The following is a 17626-nucleotide window of genomic DNA, read 5'->3' as shown; positions in this document are numbered from 1 at the left end:
CAGTAAAGGGAGGCAACTCGAGTAAATAAACGGGCTGCCTGCCTTTTTATTTAACGCCTAACTTGCTCATATCACTTTTATCTTTGTTCCGCTTTAATTTTTTCATTAGCACAAACCCGCTCACCATATACATGAAGGAAGCAATATAGAAAATGCTTCCGATTGTCAGAAAGTCTACCAGATACCCAGTAAGGATAATGGCAATTGCCCCTCCGATGCCAGTCCATGCATGGTACTTCCCTATTTCCCTGCCCACCTGCTTATTTTCGGTATGACGGGCTAATGATGTCTTTTCTGTGTTTTTCTGAACCGCTCCCAATAATCCCATTAAAACTTGAAGCAGATAAACCTGCCATACCTCTGTTACCAGCGGAAAAAATAATAACAGCAATGCCATTGCCCAAGAGTAAACAACCAGCAGCCGCTGGTCACCTATTCGGTCTGAAAACCTTCCTATGACCGGATAGAAAAGCGCGGCGCTTAATGCGAACAGCCCATATGCCCAGCCAAATTGCGAATAGCTGTCACCGGCATTTCGGAGCAGCAGGATATAAAATGGAAAAACAATGCTGCCAGCCATAATAACAATGCTTTGAGAGATGATAAACCTCTGATATGTCATCTTCCATACTCCTCATAAAATAGGTTCACAAAGCGGTCATTCGGGTCAAATTCTTTTTTCTTTGTAAAAAACTCATCTATCCGCGGGTAAGCTTTTTTAAGCTGCCCGCGAGTCGGATAAGGGTAATACGGCAAATAATAGCTGCCCTTATGGTTCAGGGTGACGTTGATCATTTTTCGGATAACCCGCCCTGTCTCTTTCTTCTCCGCTGAGGATCGGCCTTGGTTAATCAGCAGGACAAGAGCAAACATATCATCCTTCGCATAGGATAATACAGCATTTTCGTTTTTTTCGACAAACCGGACAGTAATATTGAGCAGATTAAAATTCTTTTCGTTTTGAAGCACCGAGCGCAGCTCATCTATATAACCGGGGAATTGGTCGACAGGCACGAAATATTCCTGCAATGTCTCCGTTCGTGTTCCGTTTTCATAATCCATAAAAGCGGACTCGGACCTCATGACGTTGTTCCGGGTTTCAAATGAACCATTCTGCTGTTCTGTATAGTTTTTTTGCAGGTCCCAAAAAGCATTTTTTCCCCAATCACTGTAACGGGATATTCCCAGGAACAATTTTGGCACTGCAATAATTCCTTCGCCCTTTAATTTACTAAATTGCTGATGCATGCTCTGATCGTCTGCCAGTAAATAATCGGTAACATACATATCTTTTAAAAGGTTTTTTGGGGCAACTGAAATACGGGCCAGATGCATTTTCACCCCCGGATTGTTCCTGATCTCATTCTTGAAAAAGTCAGGATAATCCTTGTATTCTACCAAACCGGTTCGTAACTGATAGAGTTCATCATCCGTTAGTTTTAAGGTTACATCAAGAATCACACCAAATAATCCATATCCGCCGATAACCAATGGAAAAAGCTCAGCATTCTCTTTTTTGCTAACATTTAAGATCCTGCCGTCAGGTGCTAACAGGCGAAACGACTTTACTGTATCTATTAATGCATCATTTCGTATGTCCCTGCCATGGACATTTACACTCAATGCCCCTCCAACAGTAAAGATATTTTGCGACTGCATCACTTTAACCGCGAGACCATGGGGGTTAATATATTTCTGGATATCATCCCACGTTGCCCCGCTTTGGACGGTGATTTCTTTTTGTTTTGGATCAAAATCAAGTATTTTATTATATTCTTTCATATCGAGCATAATCGCATTTGGATAATAGGTGTGCCCGCCCTGGCTGTGCTGCATGCCGGCGATCGAAAATTTATCATTCGTGTGCATAGCTTCCTTTATCAATTTCTGCAGCTGTTTATGATCGGCCGCCTTCTCCACCGACTTGACCCTGATCGGAAGCAGCCTCCCTTTGTCACTGATAACAGGGCTGGAGATCCTATTCTGGTAGGTATGTATGGAAATGGAAAACAAGAGTATATAAGCCGCCAAGAAAAGATAAAGCATCTTGATTTTCATAAAAATCGCCTCGGGCTTTTTTAGATTTTGTTAATCTTATCATACCCTTGCATTAATAGGGCCATCATTTTGGAGAAACTTATGCAAAAACAACCACAAGACCGTGTCCTGTGGTTGTTGTTATGAGTGCTTGGAAAGCGGCTCCTCTCCATCAATCATTTGGTCTAATCGAATAATGCTTTGTCTGGCGCGTTCATGATCCAGTTTGCGGTAATGATGCATCCCGCCCTTCTCCTCATCCTTTTCATCCGCCCATTTTATGAGCTGCTGGATCGGTGTTCGGATAATATCATTTGAGGGCAAAAAAGAGTCAGTATGAAACAAAATCGCAAGCGAGATGGTCCGTGCTTTAACCGGATTTTCTCCCAGACGGATCAAGAGCTTATGCGCCCTTTCTGCTCCTTTTATTGGATGTATATCATTTTGCCTGTATAAATCGTAATCCCACTTTCCGTTTCGATACCAGGTGAAATGTCCTATGTCATGCAATAAACCGGCTTTTGCAGCTATGTCTGCATCTTCTCCATGCTCCTTTGCCAGGTGATAGGCATGATAAGCTACGGCAATAGCATGAGCGATCCCAGAGCGCTTCAAATATTTTTGGGCAATTCGATGCTCAAATACCTGTAATAGAGTAACATCCCTCATCCTATTCCCTCCTAATTCATAATATGAAAAAAATACTCGTGACGGAATCACAAATATCCTGAAAACGTACCCATTATTCTTTTATTACTACCCTTTTTCGGGTTTTTTAGACCTTCATGTTAATGATAAACCCCTTTGTGTCATCTCAAATATTCTTTTTAGCTTTCTATTTGTTTATCCTGTAAAAGTTTCTCTCTTAAAGTTATCATTTATAAGAAGTTAGGGTAAAGAATAGCATGTCGGCTATCATAAGAAAAGGATTTTGTATGAAACTTAACAGATGGGCATATGCAAGGCGTAATACTATAAAAGCAACTTTTGATGAATTTCCGAATTCGCTCGTTATTTTTAGAAGAGTAAAGTATTATTATTTTGTTTATAATGTGGAGTGGTCTGCAATGGACCCTCCTGTCAGCCGAGGCAAATTGGAGGAAATGGAATGGCTGATAAATAACGAGCTAGATCACGCAGAAAACTATCGTAATAGAAAGTTTTTTAACAAGGGCAATTAGTGTGTGGATAAGGAAGGAGTTTAACCAATGAAATTTCCAAATGATGAAGATGGAAAGGTTTTAAGCATGCTATTTAATGAAGGGATAAACTTCAAAAAACCTCAGCTTGTTGATTTTTTTGTTGCAGTCCCAGATAAAAAAAGCGGCGAGAAGGTCTTAGAAGCGATGAAGGTTGAGGGATTGCACGGAGAAGTCATTCAGGATGATGAAACAGATGAATGGATGTGCTACTGTTCCAGAAAAATGATGCTTACACATAAAGAGATAGTGAATATCCAAAAGAGGCTTGATGATTTAAGCAAACCATTTAACGGCCACTCTGACGGCTGGGGTATGTTAACAGATTAACTAGTTCAGTATACCCGTAAGCATATTCTTTCCATTTTATGAAAATTCTTGATAGAATTTTTTTAAATTCTGTTAGGAGGCTATACCTATGTATGAAGTAATTATTATTGGCGCTGGCCCTGCCGGCGGCAGTGCTGCCCTTATTACTGCAAAGGCTGGAAAAAACACTTTAATTATTGACAGCGATCAAAGCGTCACAAAAAGAGCGTGGATTGAAAACCATTATGGAGTGGCTGAAATCACAGGGCCTGACCTTGTTGAAATTGGCAAAAAACAGGCGAAAAAGTTCGGAGCCGAAATTGTACAAACAAAGGCTGCGAAAATTGTGAAGGCAGATGAAGGGTTTACAATTGAAACAGAGAATGGCAGCTATGAAGGTAAACATGTCGTTCTTGCAACAGGTATGATTACAGAATTAGCAGAACAAGCGGGTGTCCAAACAAAAGCAGGTACCGAGCCCCGTATTAAATCTATCATCGACTGCGATGCAGCTGGAAAAACTAACATTGATGGAATATGGGCTGCTGGAACATGTGCCGGAGTAAGCATGCATACAATCATTACCGCTGGTGATGGCGCTAAAGTTGCCATAAACATTGTGAGTGAGCTAAATGGCGAGCGTTACGTCGATCATGATTTGTTAAAGGCATAATCACTCATATTTTTACCCCTGTCATGTTAGGCAGGGGTTATTTTAGCTGTGCTTCAAAGGCCCCCCTTTTATTTCATTCGTATCCCCTATTTCTCCAATCATGCTTTCTCTTCCGTAAGACCGCATTTATTATCATCTCACTTCCCTCATTCTTTAAGCTCAAACGAAGAACTGAACTATTAAACTTTTTTGAAACCTTCTTTCCAAAGCCTATAGTTACTTTTTTAGTTCATTTTCATTCTCTTCTAATAGCAGAAGCCTACTATGAACCTATGAAAAAACATTCCCCCTACTTATATCGAAAAACCTTGGAATATCATTTATGACGCGGAATGGTTCATATTTTCTTTACAACATAAAAATGTTTGAATTGTTATATAACAAGCAGGAATATTAATGGTAAATTCAGAATATATAAACTATTAAGAATGAATGAGTATTCAATCATTCTTAAAAACTATAAGGGGGTTTTATATGAAGGCTTTTTGGTTGCATGTTACTGAGCTTATGGGAAAGAAAGGAATGTTAATTTCGATTATCGCTGTCCTGCTTGTACCTCTCGTATATGCGGCAATTATACTGACTGCATCCTGGGGACCGTATGACAATCTTGCAAGCTTGCCTGTAGCAGTTGTCAATAAGGATAAGGGTGCAACTTCTTCAGGAAAACCAATCAATGTCGGCGAAGACTTAATGAAGACTTTGAAAGACAGCAACACGCTCGGCTGGGACTTCATTGATGAAAAGGAAGCGGAACAGGGATTAAAGAACCAAAAGTATTATATGGTAATTGAAGTGCCTGAGGATTTTTCCAAAAATGTCACCACAGTATTGGATGAAAATCCAAAGAAACCTGAGCTGCGTTATGTGCAAAATGAAGGGCTCCATTTTATGGCTGCCCAGGTTACCAAAAGTGCTACAGAGCGTATCCGCGAACAGCTCGCCAATAAAGTAACTGAAACGTACACAAGAAGCCTGTTTGATCAACTGGGTGAAGTATCTTCCGGATTCCAGTCCGGTGCTGATGGTTCTCAGAAAATCCACGATGGTACAGCTCAGCTTCAAAACGGAACAAATCAGCTTCTTACGTCATTAACAGAAAAGTCCGGAGATATTAATAAACTGGCTTCGGGTTCCAAGGAACTGGAGGCAGGCACAAAGCAATTATATGATTCTTTAAGTTCCAAGCAAGGAGATATTTCTAAACTTGCAAAAGGAGCGCAAACAGCTGAACAAGGGACTGGTTTGCTGCTAAACTCACTTAAACAGAGCAGCGGTAATATCAACCAGCTTGCCGCAGGATCGAAGTCTCTTGCCGCAGGTGCAGCCGATCTAAAAGCCGGTACCGCTGAAATGCTCGAAAAAATGAATGATGCTAAAACTGGTACAGCACAGCTAAAAGAAGCTCTGACAAAACAGATCGAGCCAGGAAGCGATAATCTTGCTGCAGGTCTGACTGCTTTGAATGAAAAGGCTCCTCAATTAGCCGGAGGATCAAGGCAGGTCGCTGATGGCATTAAAAAATTGCAAAACCATCCGCTTATGGGTCCCTTGCTTTCTGCAGACCCTGAATTTCAAAAGCTGGTAGCTGGCAGTGAAGCAGTTGCTCAAGGCGCTGCAGGCCTGGCAGCAAGTTCGCCTCAATTAAAGGACGGTGCAAATGCTCTTGCTGGCGGAATTGATAAAGTTACTGCAGGAGTGGCCACACTCGATGGCGGCATGTCCCAGTTCATCGCTGGCCAGAACAAAATCAATAATGGCGCATCCGCACTGGCTGCAGGTGCGAACAAAGTTTCCGCTGGAAATGCAACTGTAAATGCCTCATGGGGCAAATTAACTGGCAGCGTTGCTCAGCTGAACAACGGTATTTCCCAGATCAGCGACGGCAATAAATCAGTAGAAACAGGCTGGAATAAACTGACTTCAGGCGCAGGAACAATTCATAGCGGAATGAAGCAGGTCAGCAATGGCAACCAGACAGTCGCAGCTGGCTGGGTAACCATGAAGGACGGAGTAGGCAAACTGGACAGCGGGGCTGTTCAATTAAAAGATGGCAGCCATGAGCTTGCTAAGGGGCTTCAGGGAGGTGCTGACAAGACAGCTAGTATCAACGCTGGCGACAAAAACATCGAAATGTTCTCTTCTCCTGTTGAGCTAGTTGCGAATAAAATCAACGAATTCCCGATGTACCGATATGCGAATGCTCCGTACATCCTTTCACTTGCCTTATTTGTTGGTGTATTGGTCATGACATTTATTGTTGACCTGAACAGACCGTCTGACATCCTGCTCACAAGGCAAAGCTGGTTTGCCGGCAACCTTTCTGCCATGTCTATTCTGGCAGTGGTTCAGGCTGTAGTTGTTTCTGTTTTTTCACTATTCTTTATTAGACTAGGTTTTGGAAGCGGTTTCTTTCTTGTAGGCTTTGCCATCATTGCCAGTCTAACTTTCTTGATGCTGACATACTTCCTTGTCGCACTGGGCGGAAATATTGGCAGATTTGCAGCTATGGCTTTTCTGGTTCTGCAGTTATCGACAACAGGCTCGGCTCTTCCTATCCAGATGCTTCCTGAAGGTCTGCAAAGCTTAAGCAGGTTCCTGCCGCTTACCTACTCCAACGCAGGTTTCAGATCGATAATCTCGCTTGGTGACTCTGGTTATACATTCTCGAATACAGGCTATTTGTTAATCTTCTTAGCTGCAGGCCTGATTCTTTCATTAATCGTTATCAGATTCAAGTCAAAATCACCTTCTAGTGATTCCACACTGGCAGCGTAGAGCTCAGCGGTTCGAGCCCGCTATTCAAGTCATAAAGAAATTTTAGAAGTAAACATCAAGCAGGATGTTGTTGATCCAGATGATATTGAAATGCTTCAGGATTCAGTTTTGGCAGCTACAAATGATGCTTTGAAGAAAGCGGATAAACTAACAAACCATGGGGCAATTTACAATGGGAAAGACCACAGCAATTTATTGATGTTGTCGGTCAGGAGCATGTAACGAAAACACTGGAGAATGCCCTACTGCAACTGAAGCAGTTAAAGAATTGGAAGCAGGTGAAATCGGAGCTAGAACACTCGGTGAACATGTATACAACGAATATGTTTCTATCGAAGAAACAGAATGGGATAGCTACCGTATAGTTGTTCACACATGGGAAATCGAAAACTATCAATCTAAATTCTAAAAAAGAAGCGGGAAAGGTCTTTTGAAATAGGACCAGTTACCCGCTTCTTTTTATATGTTGTCAAAGCTGCCAATTTATATTTGTTTAGTACAAGTATGGCATGGACATATGTCTTACCTTACAATAAAAATTTCTATCCGCTAACAGCTGACCGTGGGTTTTTTTAAAAATCTATCTATAATATTTATTTACTGCGACCACAGGTAAAGGAGGTCTTCAACTTCATAAAATTGTAGATCAGATTTGCATTTTTTCCTTTTCGTGTATTTCGATTCCTTTTAAACTTAAGGCACTCCATAAATTCCTGATCGCATTGATAAGGGGAAATCCCACTGCTAAGACAGCGATCGTGTCTCATGCAGCACGCATCTACATCATTGATAGGTGCGCCTGGACCGCTGCAGCCCGGCCCACACCATCTGTACCCCGGGAAGATACAAAGAGATATTCCCTTTTTCCTTCTCCTTATACGTGACAAACCCAACACCCCCTTTAGAAGTTGCTATATAATTATATTTTTTTAATACATGCATGGCTCGGACAAGTATCATCCAACAGAAAAATAAATAAATCTTACGGTATATGATAAATCGAAACGATCATTCTCATTCTAATGATAAAGCAGGAAGGATAGCCGGATTCTGTTGGCGGATAGCCATTTCAATCAAAGCTATTTCGGTAGATTAAAGCAAGTGTATTCCTTGTCGAATTGTTGAGAAATTCAGTGACTCCTTAATTCACCAAAACCTTTTGCGAACCTTCGTTCCGTTATATGAATCATCATCAAATGGTTCATCTTTTTTTTGTAATAGCCTTGTTGAAAAAACACTCAGACCACCTCAATATAATTGTACGACACAATTTTGGGGTGTTTTATTGGAAATTCATTTACATTTATAGGAATGAAAAATAAAAGATGCACCGCAAGGCACATCTTTAAAAATCAAGTTCAAAATGCTCTTCAATCCAAATTACAATTCTCTTTATAATTTTCTAGCAGCATTATGGGCACTTTTGTTTCGCCCTTTTTTTAAAACTCGAAATACCTTCGAAGTAAATAAGAAATCCATTTACATTGAGAATGGTTTCTAATATTTTCAAGCAATCCTTTTACAATAGCACGACTTAAAGTCGGTTCAAGCAAATGCTGCTTAAGCAGGATTAATGATTCCTTTTCAATAGACTCTTCAATTTCACCGATTTTCTCTTCCGCAAGTTCGAGAATCTGTTCCTTCGTTACTTCTTCTTCCATCGGTTCCTTAAACATCTGGATAAGCTCCTGTGAAATAAAAGGGACTGTTGTATATCTGGCCAGTATAGTTGTTTTTTCAACAAGCGATTGGGATAGTTTATTCAAATCTAACGGCAGGTTATAGAATAAAAATAACTCTGAATAAGTATTCATAAAGCCTTTTATGCAATAAATTAAATCATATTTTATATATTTAACCTCTTCGCCATACAAACGTTCAATCATCGATAAGATAATTCCCTCAATTAATCTGTTATAGTAATGAATTTTAAAAATGAGTTCTTTATTAAATGACTGTGTTTGTTCCTTGATGATAATTTTGACAAAATCAGAATGCTTATGAAAAGCGTTAAATGTTGCGTAATAAAAGTTATATAAAAGTTCTCCGTCATCATTTGTATTTCTGACTGAACAGTCAATATCAGAGGTAATCTGCATCATGAAATTATCAATCAATGCTAAAATCAATTCGTCCTTTGACTTGAAAGATAAGTAAAAAGCACCCTTTGAAATGCCGCAGTGCTCTGTTATTTGTTGAACAGAGGTAGCCTCAAAGCCTTGCTCTGCAAAAAGCTCCAACGCCTTTTCCATAATTAATTGTTTTTTCATCATTTTTTTGATCGCTCCTATAATCATATCATTGACAAATGACTGACTAGTCATTAGTATAAATAATTGAGTTTGATAAGTCAATTAAGGGTGGGTGTTCGAGTGAAAGGTTTAGTCAATTTTGTCCTACAGAACAAACTGGCAGTTTGGCTGCTTACAATCATCATTACTGTATCTGGTATTTATTCAGGTACAAAAATGAATATGGAGACAATTCCAGATGTTTCGATTCCATACTTAATGGTCATGGATGTATATCCTGGAGCAACTCCTGAAAAAGTTATGGAAGATGTGTCCATGCCAATAGAGAAGGCTGTAGAAGGCCTTGAAGATGTAAAATCCGTTTATTCAAATTCATATTCTAATATGTCTAGTCTTCAAGTGGAATATGAATATGGTATAGAAATGGACGAGGCAAAACGTGCATTACAATCTGCTATAGATGCAGTGGAATTACCTGAAGGAGCACAGGAGCCGACAATTACAGCCATCAGCATGAACATGATGCCGGTTGCTGCACTAAGTGTAAGCAGCTCAACCGAAGATATTGTTGATTTAACGTCAACAGTAGAGGAGATTATTCTTCCCAAAATCGAGAAAATCGATGGTATTGCATCTGCAACTATTACCGGCCAGCACATTGAAGAGGTTAACCTTACGTATAATGAAGCCAAAATGGGTGAACTTGGCTTAACCAAAGAGAAAGTAAAGGAAATGATCCAGGCAAGTAACATGGCTGTATCGTTAGGACTTTACGAGTTTGAAGAAGGTGAACAAGCCGTATCCGTAGACGGCAAGTTCATGACAGCTGATGAATTAAAGAATATGCTTATTCCTGTAACACCATCATCAAAGAATCCATCCCCCTTTGTGAAACTTAGCGACATTGCTGAAATTGAATTAGTTGGTAAAGTAGAGTCCGTTTCTCGCACAAACGGTGATGAAGCCATTGCCATTCAAATTGTAAAAGAGCAGCAAGCTAACACTGTTGATGTTGTAAACGATGTGAAGGAATTAATTGGTGAAGAAAAGGAAAAAATCGATGGTCTGGTAATCGATGTATCACTTGACCAAGGTGCACCAATTGAGAAATCGGTAAAAACTATGATTGAAAAAGCGGTATTTGGCGGGTTAATTGCCGTATTAATCATTCTGCTATTCCTGCGTGATTTTAAATCAACAATTATTTCAATCATATCCATTCCAGTATCGATCTTTATGGCATTACTGCTGCTAAACTGGATGGATATTACCCTGAATATCATGACGCTTGGTGCGATTACCGTCGCCATCGGCCGTGTAATCGATGACTCAATTGTAGTAGTTGAAAATGTTTATCGACGCCTGCACTTAAAAGAAGAGAAATTAACAGGCCGAGCATTAATACGTGAAGCAACAATTGAAATGTTTAAACCAATCCTGTCATCAACATTAGTAACGGTTGCTGTTTTTGCACCGCTTATCTTCGTCAATGGTATGGTCGGTGAGTTGTTCGCGCCTTTCGCGTTAACAATGACGTTTGCGCTTGGAGCTTCGCTGATTGTTGCTATAACAATCGTTCCTGCATTATCTCACTTCTTGTTTAAGAAGAAGTTATATAGTGAAAAGACAGAAAGCAGCCATAAAGAGGCTGGCAAATTAGCTTTATGGTACAAAGGGATCCTTGAAAAGGCACTTAACCATAAAGTTATTACTTCAATCATTGCTGTTGTTTTGTTAGCTGGCAGTTTGGCGCTAACACCAATAATCGGTTTTAGCTTCATGGGCAGCGAAGAAGACAAAGTGATGTATTTAACATATACGCCAAAAGCAGGCGAGCTTAAGGACGAAACCTTGTCAAATGTTGAAGCTGTTGAAAAAGACATGCTAAAACGTGATGATATTGATATCGTTCAAATCTCTATTACAGATAATGCAGATCCTATGATGGCCATGGCAGGCGGAGGGGCTGGCGGTGCATTAATGTACCTGATCTTTGACCCGGATATGGATGACTTCCCAGAAGCTCGCGAAGATATTGAGGATTATGTAAAGAACATTGGCCAAACCGGTGAATGGAAGAGCCAAAACTTCGCTCCTGCCGCAGCAGGTGCAAATGAAGTCAGCTACACGTTTTACAGTGAAGATTTGGATAAACTCTATGATTCTGTAAAACTTGTAGAAGGCGTAATGAAGAAAAATGACGGCTTAAAAGATGTCTCTACGAGTGCAGAGGATGCATACGTTGAGTATACCTTTAAGGTAGCACAGGATGATTTGATGCAGTATGGCTTAACAACGGGTCAAATCGTTATGATGCTAAATCCGGCAAAAACACAAGATGTTTTAACAACGGTTGAAAAAAATGGGGACACATTAGATGTAATCGTTCAGCAAGATCAAGCTAAACAACCAGAATCAATCGATGATATCCTGGCTACACCAGTGCCGACAGCACTAGGCAAGACAATGCCGCTATCTGAACTTGTAGAAGTGGAGAAAGGTACAACGCTAAATACACTTTCACGCAGTAAAGGTGAATACTACGCAACCGTAACAGGAACAATCCTTGGCAAGGATATATCAAAAACAACATCTGAAGTAGATAAAGCTATTGATAAATTAGATCTGCCTAAAGGTGTTGAAATCGGCGTCGCAGGTGTGCAAGCCGATATGAATGAAACATTTACACAACTTGGTATAGCCATGCTTGCTGCAATCGCAATTGTGTACTTTATCCTTGTTGTAACCTTCCGTGAAGGTGTCGCGCCATTTTCGATCCTATTCTCACTGCCATTTGCGGTAATTGGTTCATTTGTAGGTTTATTAATCGCAGGTGAAACAATTTCTGTATCTGTCATGATGGGGCTATTGATGTTAATTGGTATCGTTGTAACAAACGCCATAGTCCTAGTAGACCGTATTATTCATATGGAACGTGATGGTATGACTATGCGTGACGCGGTTCTGGAAGCTGGCGCAACGCGTCTGCGCCCAATCCTAATGACAGCAATTGCAACGATCGGTGCATTAATCCCATTGGCAATTGGTTCAGGCGGCGGCGGTCTAATCTCGAAAGGTTTAGGTATAACCGTAATCGGCGGTCTAGCAAGTTCTACCTTATTAACATTAATTGTTGTACCAATCGTTTACGAAGTTTTATCAAAACTTTTCAAGAAAAACCGAAAAGAAGTAGAAGAAAACTAATTCATCCCGGCCCTATTAGGTATTACTTACCTTTTAGGGCTTTTTAATCTATATGACATGTGACTCCCTTATTTTTTGGAAACTATTTAGTGAAAATTTTTTAGCTCAAATGTTAGCATTGTTACATTACTCTTTAGTGTAATTGGTATCCTTTTTTTGAAGGAACTTTCTATGCACGTAGAAGTGGACTACTATTTTCCATTTCTTATAGCAATATCCTTGTTGAAAACCCTCTCAATTTTCGGAGGGTTTTCTTTTTTCATAATTCTCTTATCAATTGCCAATTTTCTCCCAATTCTATCTTTTGACAATTAAATTTTTTTAGTTGTATCATGTTAGAATGAAATGGAGGTAATGATATTGTCTTTTAAAGATAAAGACTCAATTATTAAAAGCGTCCCTCAAACGGGATTCTTTGGACATCCAAAAGGCCTATTTACTCTTTTCTTTACGGAATTTTGGGAACGTTTTTCTTATTATGGAATGAGAGCTATTCTCCTTTATTACATGTATTATGAACTGTCTAAGGGAGGATTAGGCATAGATCAAACAACAGCTGCTTCCATCATGGCGATTTACGGATCCCTTGTTTATATGTCAGGCATCATCGGCGGCTGGATTGCAGACAGATTATTTGGTACCACCAGAACCGTTTTCTATGGCGGTATTCTGATTATGCTTGGTCATATTGTGCTGTCATTTCCGGGCAGCGTTACTGCGCTGTTCATATCGATGGGTCTGATCGTTATTGGTACAGGCTTGCTGAAGCCAAACGTATCAAGTATAGTCGGTGACCTGTACAGCGATGAGGACACACGCCGCGATTCCGGATTCAGCATATTTTATATGGGTATCAACCTGGGCGGTCTGCTGGCACCGCTTATTATCGGAACAGTCGGACAGGAATATAACTTCCACCTTGGTTTCGGACTTGCAGCAGTCGGAATGCTCCTTGGTTTGATTGTATTCATGGTGACCAAGAAGAAAAACCTTGGACTTGCTGGTTCACATGTTCCAAACCCGCTTACACAGGAAGAGAAGAAACGGACCTTTACCATTATCGGTATCGGAGCTTTAGCTATCATTGTTCTCGGCGCAATATCTATCAGCACTGGATTCCTGACGATTGACCGTTTTATTTTCCTTATTAGTATCCTTGGTATTGTTATTCCTACTCTATACTTTATCTTTATGTACCGCAGCCCAAAAACAACGGAAGTGGAGCGTTCCCGCCTGATTGCTTACATTCCGCTATTCATAGCTGCGATGATGTTCTGGGCAATTCAGGAACAGGGTTCCATTATTCTTGCTACCTATGCAGATCAGCGGACTGATCTGCACTTTGCCGGAATGGAAATTAAGTCATCCTGGTTCCAGTCACTTAATCCGCTGTTTATTGTATTCCTTGCACCTGTATTCGCATGGTTATGGGTCAAGCTTGGCAATAGCCAGCCATCTACTCCTAAGAAGTTTTCATTAGGCTTGTTTTTTGCCGGACTATCCTTCATCGTGATGATTGTTCCTGCATATATGAACGGTACAGATTCGCTGGTAAGTCCAATCTGGCTTGTAATAAGCTTCTTCCTGGTTGTGCTTGGGGAGCTTTGCCTTTCACCAGTCGGCCTTTCAGCAACAACCAAGCTTGCGCCTGCGGCCTTCTCGGCACAAACCATGAGCCTTTGGTTCCTTTCAAATGCTTCGGCACAGGCAATTAACGCTCAAATCGTTAAGCTGTATAAGCCTGAAACAGAAATCATTTACTTTGGTGTGATCGGCGCCATTTCGATTCTGCTCGGTGCCATACTTTACTGGATGTCGCCAAAAATCCAGATATTTATGAAGGGTGTGCGCTAACATAAAAAAAGTTGCTTGGCACTGCAGCTAATCATCTGTACTTGTTTATAAAGCTATACCTTGTCTAATAAAAAACAAAAAAGATCCATTCCTGTTAAAGCAGAAATGGATCCTTTTTGTTTATGGCTATATCCTTTTCAGCACTACCTTTTCCTGCAGAAAGGATTTCTCTATTTAACATCAGCATTATTTCTCTATCGAACCATACAGTTTAAAATCAAAGGGTACCGTAACCCCATAATCCTCAATAATCCTATATAGTTCATCATACTGTGAACCTTGTATATCGGTATAGAGTGTTCCCTGTCCTACAGGTCTCATATGTTTTACAGTTATTGCATCAATAATTCCCATTTTATTACTTGGATAACCCAACAAGTGTGGCCATAGTGAGTCCAATCCCCAGCCTGATTTGCTTTCTTTAAAGGAATTCCAGCATAAGCGGAGTGCATCTGGTGAGAACATTGGCACCATTACTTCAACAAATTTGGTATACCTCAGTTTATATTTACTTTGCTTTAATGTTATTTTATGGGAATAAAAGGAATCGGATGTCAGAGCTGGCTGAGCCAAAGATAATTTATGCTTCATAAAAAATGCAAATAATTTATGGATGGTTTTACTATCCGTGATAATGTCGTCATCCGGCATCCATACAGCATCATATTTTAGAATTTCTTCGCCGAACTGCTCCATTATCTTATAAAATCTTGGCCATTTCGTAGACTTGCCTACGGAATAAAAATCACAGTCATTTTGATAATTATTGCTGCCATCTCCGAAATATTCGAGGAATATATCAAAATTTTTGTACTTTTCCTTTTTGATCCATTGCTTATGCTGAGAAGAATCTCCTACCCTTGCCATAACTAAATAACGATTTTTCCCGCTATATATAATAGGTTTTACTACTTTTCCTTCATACTCAGCATCATTTAAGTTGATACCAGAGCTAGCAGCCCCCATCCCCCTACCATTGAAAACATAGCGATAATCAAAAACTCTCTTTTTCTTAATAGCTTTTTCATGACGTATGAACTCCTCCCAGGCTGTTAAAAGAACAACATTATCTGCTTTTTTAAGAAGTTCCTTAAGATTGGAGGCATATTCAATCGGTAAGCCATAAGCTGCTTTAAACTCATCCATTGCCAGGGGATCATAAGCTATGATATTTTTATAGCCTTTGTGAAGCAATGCTTCAATAATGGTTTTTGCCTGTGTATCCCGAATATCATTTGAATTGGGTTTAAACGCCAAACCAAGTATTCCTATTTTCTCATTTTTTCCTATTTTTTCGTCTATTTCACTTACAACAAATTGCTTAATTGATTCATTGACATTTATCACACTTTTTAACAATTCCGGTGTGAAGGAATTCATCTCCGATTGCTTAACAAGAGCATTTATATCTTTTGGAAGGCAATAGCCGCCAAATCCGCATCCGGGGTAAACATAAGAGGTCATATTAGCAGGATGGCCAAACCATCGTTTATCCCGATGAAGAACTCGGAAAGCTTTGCTTATATCAATTTCCCCTATAGATCGCGCAATCATGGATTGTTCATTTGCAAAACTTATCAGGGTGGCCAGCAGGGTGTTAGATAAATATTTAATAAACTCAGCGGTAGTGAGATTAACCCGGTATATTAGGGATTTGAAAGGTAAATAGATATTAGTGACGGCCTGTCCGCTAAGGCTATCATCATGGCCAATGAGAATTCTTTCGGGATTCATAAAGTCCTCCCAGGCTGTTCCTTCCCGCAAAAATTCAGGATTATTGGCTAGGCCTATATTAACGCCGCTCTGGAAGCCTAGTTCTTCAAGATAGGGTTTTATTTGTTTGCTTGCAGTAGAAGGAGGAATTGTAGACTTGAGGACCAATGTTTTAAAGGTATCCGGTTTTATGTGGGCTGTTACATCTTTGATCGACTGGAATATATAGCTTAAATCTGCGCTGCCATCCGGCTTGCTCGGGGTACCAACACAAAGAAAAATTATTTCACTATTGTCAATTGCTTCATTCAAATCCTTTACAAGCACAAAGCTTCGATTTAAATGTTCATTTAGTTTTTCACCCAAATAGGGCTCGTAAAAAGGTGTTTTTCCATTTCTTAACTGCTCCCTTTTTGTCACATCTATATCATAGCCATAAACCTTATATCCTTTATCACTAAATCCCAAGGCTGTAGTCAGCCCGACAAAACCAAGGCCAATCACGGTAATCAATGTATTTCACCTCTTTCTTTGAGGAAAGTTAAAAAGCGGTATACACCTTCATCAATGGAGATCGAAGGAGAATAATTCAGCAGTTTCCTGGCCTTTGAGACATCAGGACATCGTCTTTGCGGATTATGGGTAAGGTAGCTTTGTTCAGCTGGTGCTTTAAATTCTATGGATTTATTAAAGTTAAAAATAGCCGAACCCGCCTGCTTATAAATCTCTGATAGTTCCCTTATTGAAATTTCCCGTTCTTCGATGCCAATATTAAAGTAATCAAAAGGTTCATACAGCAAAGCTTTTAAATAACCTGAAATGGCATCTGCCACATAGCAGAATGTCCTGGTCGGGGAGCCATCGGAGTACATGACAATATCTTTATTTTCCACAACAGCTTTTGCAAAATCAGCAGGAACTCTTTTATCATTCAGTCTCATCCCAGGTCCATAATTGTTAAATGGCCTGACAATGGATATCGGCATCCTATAGGCTTCCGCATATAAGTAGCAAAGAGTCTCACCAAATCTTTTAGCTTCATCATAGCAAGCGCGCGGCCCTATCGTTGCTACATTGCCCCTGTACTCCTCAGATGTAGGAATATATTCAGGAAAAGGATCACCGTATACTTCACTGCTTGAGAAAAATAAAAACCCTTTTATATCCCTGTTTTTATAGTAATCAAGTAATGCCCTAAGCCCTGATACATTCGCGTCAACAGTCTCAAAAGGGTGCTTTCTGTAGTAAGCCGGTGACGCGATGGACGCCATGTGAATAATAAAATCAGCATCGGATATTTTTTTAGTATCAAATCTATCAAACTCTGTGATATCAAAAGTAAAGAGGTCCAGCTTTTCACTGTTTTTGCCTAAATCCGTCAGCCATTTGGGCTTTCCCAATTTAAAATTGTCTATTGCGGTAATCTTTCTTATTTCCAGCTGTTCAGCATACTCGGCGAGAAAGGACATAAAATAATAACCCAAAAAACCGGCACATCCAGTAACAAGGATGGATGTCTGCTTGAACTTCGATTTTTCAGAGTCTGAAAGATTATTGAATATATGCTCAAGATCCTGCTGATAGACTGGTTTTCTATTGTCAATCAT

General features: G+C 40.0%; 13 protein-coding genes and 2 pseudogenes. 8 read left to right on the top strand and 7 right to left on the bottom strand.

All coding sequences use genetic code 11. From position 1 onward, the window contains the following. Positions 1 to 46: 46 nt before the first annotated feature. The 3 genes from CVD28_RS19420 to CVD28_RS19410 all read right to left on the bottom strand — a co-directional run bounded on the left by CVD28_RS19420 (position 47) and on the right by CVD28_RS19410 (position 2706). Positions 47 to 622, bottom strand: coding sequence for an MFS transporter (locus CVD28_RS19420; RefSeq protein WP_101595440.1), 576 nt, complete (start codon positions 620 to 622; stop codon positions 47 to 49). Further along, positions 619 to 2058, bottom strand: coding sequence for an FAD-binding oxidoreductase (locus CVD28_RS19415; RefSeq protein WP_101595436.1), 1440 nt, complete (start codon positions 2056 to 2058; stop codon positions 619 to 621). The genes CVD28_RS19420 and CVD28_RS19415 overlap by 4 nt, the downstream gene beginning before the upstream one ends. A 120-nt stretch (positions 2059 to 2178) precedes the next feature. Further along, positions 2179 to 2706 (bottom strand): HD domain-containing protein, encoded by a 528-nt coding sequence (locus tag CVD28_RS19410; protein WP_101595433.1) that lies wholly within the window; start codon positions 2704 to 2706, stop codon positions 2179 to 2181. A 539-nt stretch (positions 2707 to 3245) separates the two neighbouring features. Between CVD28_RS19410 and CVD28_RS19400 the strand changes: the two genes are divergently transcribed. The 6 genes and pseudogenes from CVD28_RS19400 (at position 3246) to CVD28_RS19380 (ending at position 7405) form a co-directional block, all read left to right on the top strand. Beyond that, positions 3246 to 3566 (top strand): ribonuclease E inhibitor RraB, encoded by a 321-nt coding sequence (locus CVD28_RS19400; protein WP_101595431.1) that lies wholly within the window; start codon positions 3246 to 3248, stop codon positions 3564 to 3566. A gap of 88 nt (positions 3567 to 3654) precedes the next feature. After that, positions 3655 to 4218 carry an FAD-dependent oxidoreductase gene (locus CVD28_RS19395; protein WP_101595428.1) on the top strand — a complete coding sequence of 188 codons (564 nt, stop codon included), beginning with the start codon at positions 3655 to 3657 and terminating at the stop codon, positions 4216 to 4218. Between the two features lie 474 nt (positions 4219 to 4692). Then, complete coding sequence (locus CVD28_RS19390) at positions 4693 to 6996, top strand: YhgE/Pip domain-containing protein (protein WP_180954231.1); 2304 nt, start codon at positions 4693 to 4695, stop codon at positions 6994 to 6996. A gap of 18 nt (positions 6997 to 7014) precedes the next feature. After that, positions 7015 to 7218, top strand: a pseudogene (locus tag CVD28_RS19385) (YbaB/EbfC family nucleoid-associated protein); the annotation flags it as partial. Then, positions 7191 to 7253, top strand: a pseudogene (locus CVD28_RS29355) (hypothetical protein); the annotation flags it as partial. The pseudogenes CVD28_RS19385 and CVD28_RS29355, both read left to right, overlap by 28 nt. Positions 7254 to 7264: 11 nt before the next feature. Further along, positions 7265 to 7405 carry a hypothetical protein gene (locus CVD28_RS19380; protein ID WP_101595420.1) on the top strand — a complete coding sequence of 47 codons (141 nt, stop codon included), beginning with the start codon at positions 7265 to 7267 and terminating at the stop codon, positions 7403 to 7405. 184 nt (positions 7406 to 7589) lie between these two features. Here the strand turns inward: CVD28_RS19380 and CVD28_RS29350 are convergent, their stop codons facing one another. Together CVD28_RS29350 and CVD28_RS19370 are read right to left on the bottom strand one after the other, a co-directional pair. Further along, a complete protein-coding gene (locus CVD28_RS29350; RefSeq protein ID WP_374702551.1) occupies positions 7590 to 7892 on the bottom strand; it encodes a phospholipase in 303 nt (100 codons plus the stop codon). A gap of 543 nt (positions 7893 to 8435) precedes the next feature. Further along, a complete protein-coding gene (locus tag CVD28_RS19370; RefSeq protein WP_101595412.1) occupies positions 8436 to 9269 on the bottom strand; it encodes a TetR/AcrR family transcriptional regulator in 834 nt (277 codons plus the stop codon). A gap of 99 nt (positions 9270 to 9368) precedes the next feature. On the opposite strand from CVD28_RS19370, the gene CVD28_RS19365 reads away from it, so the two are divergent. Both CVD28_RS19365 and CVD28_RS19360 read left to right on the top strand, forming a co-directional pair. Next, on the top strand, positions 9369 to 12452 hold the full coding sequence (locus CVD28_RS19365; protein ID WP_101595410.1) for an efflux RND transporter permease subunit: 3084 nt from the start codon (positions 9369 to 9371) through the stop codon (positions 12450 to 12452). Positions 12453 to 12812: 360 nt separating this feature from the next. Continuing rightward, complete coding sequence (locus tag CVD28_RS19360) at positions 12813 to 14306, top strand: peptide MFS transporter (protein WP_101595406.1); 1494 nt, start codon at positions 12813 to 12815, stop codon at positions 14304 to 14306. A gap of 186 nt (positions 14307 to 14492) precedes the next feature. Here CVD28_RS19360 and CVD28_RS19355 read toward each other — a convergent pair whose 3' ends face one another. Next, positions 14493 to 16523: a nucleotide sugar dehydrogenase gene (locus CVD28_RS19355; RefSeq protein ID WP_257985926.1), complete on the bottom strand. Its 2031-nt coding sequence runs from the start codon at positions 16521 to 16523 to the stop codon at positions 14493 to 14495. 5 nt (positions 16524 to 16528) lie between these two features. After that, the gene (locus CVD28_RS19350; RefSeq protein ID WP_101595400.1) at positions 16529 to 17626 is read right to left on the bottom strand and encodes an NAD-dependent epimerase/dehydratase family protein; all 1098 of its coding nucleotides are present in this window, start codon (positions 17624 to 17626) and stop codon (positions 16529 to 16531) included.

This window comes from Bacillus sp. M6-12, from assembly GCF_002860285.1.
Lineage (GTDB): Bacteria > Bacillota > Bacilli > Bacillales > DSM-1321 > Peribacillus.
The sequence above is the reverse complement of the archived record's forward strand: the minus strand, read 5'-3'. Positions and strand labels throughout refer to the sequence as shown.

Coding starts and splice junctions, on each gene's coding strand:
- CVD28_RS19420 (WP_101595440.1), bottom strand. CDS start 622: ATGACATATCAGAGGTTTATCATCTCTCAAAGCATTGTTATTATGGCT.
- CVD28_RS19415 (WP_101595436.1), bottom strand. CDS start 2,058: ATGAAAATCAAGATGCTTTATCTTTTCTTGGCGGCTTATATACTCTTG.
- CVD28_RS19410 (WP_101595433.1), bottom strand. CDS start 2,706: ATGAGGGATGTTACTCTATTACAGGTATTTGAGCATCGAATTGCCCAA.
- CVD28_RS19400 (WP_101595431.1), top strand. CDS start 3,246: ATGAAATTTCCAAATGATGAAGATGGAAAGGTTTTAAGCATGCTATTT.
- CVD28_RS19395 (WP_101595428.1), top strand. CDS start 3,655: ATGTATGAAGTAATTATTATTGGCGCTGGCCCTGCCGGCGGCAGTGCT.
- CVD28_RS19390 (WP_180954231.1), top strand. CDS start 4,693: ATGAAGGCTTTTTGGTTGCATGTTACTGAGCTTATGGGAAAGAAAGGA.
- CVD28_RS19370 (WP_101595412.1), bottom strand. CDS start 9,269: ATGATGAAAAAACAATTAATTATGGAAAAGGCGTTGGAGCTTTTTGCA.
- CVD28_RS19350 (WP_101595400.1), bottom strand. CDS start 17,626: ATGATTGACAATAGAAAACCAGTCTATCAGCAGGATCTTGAGCATATA.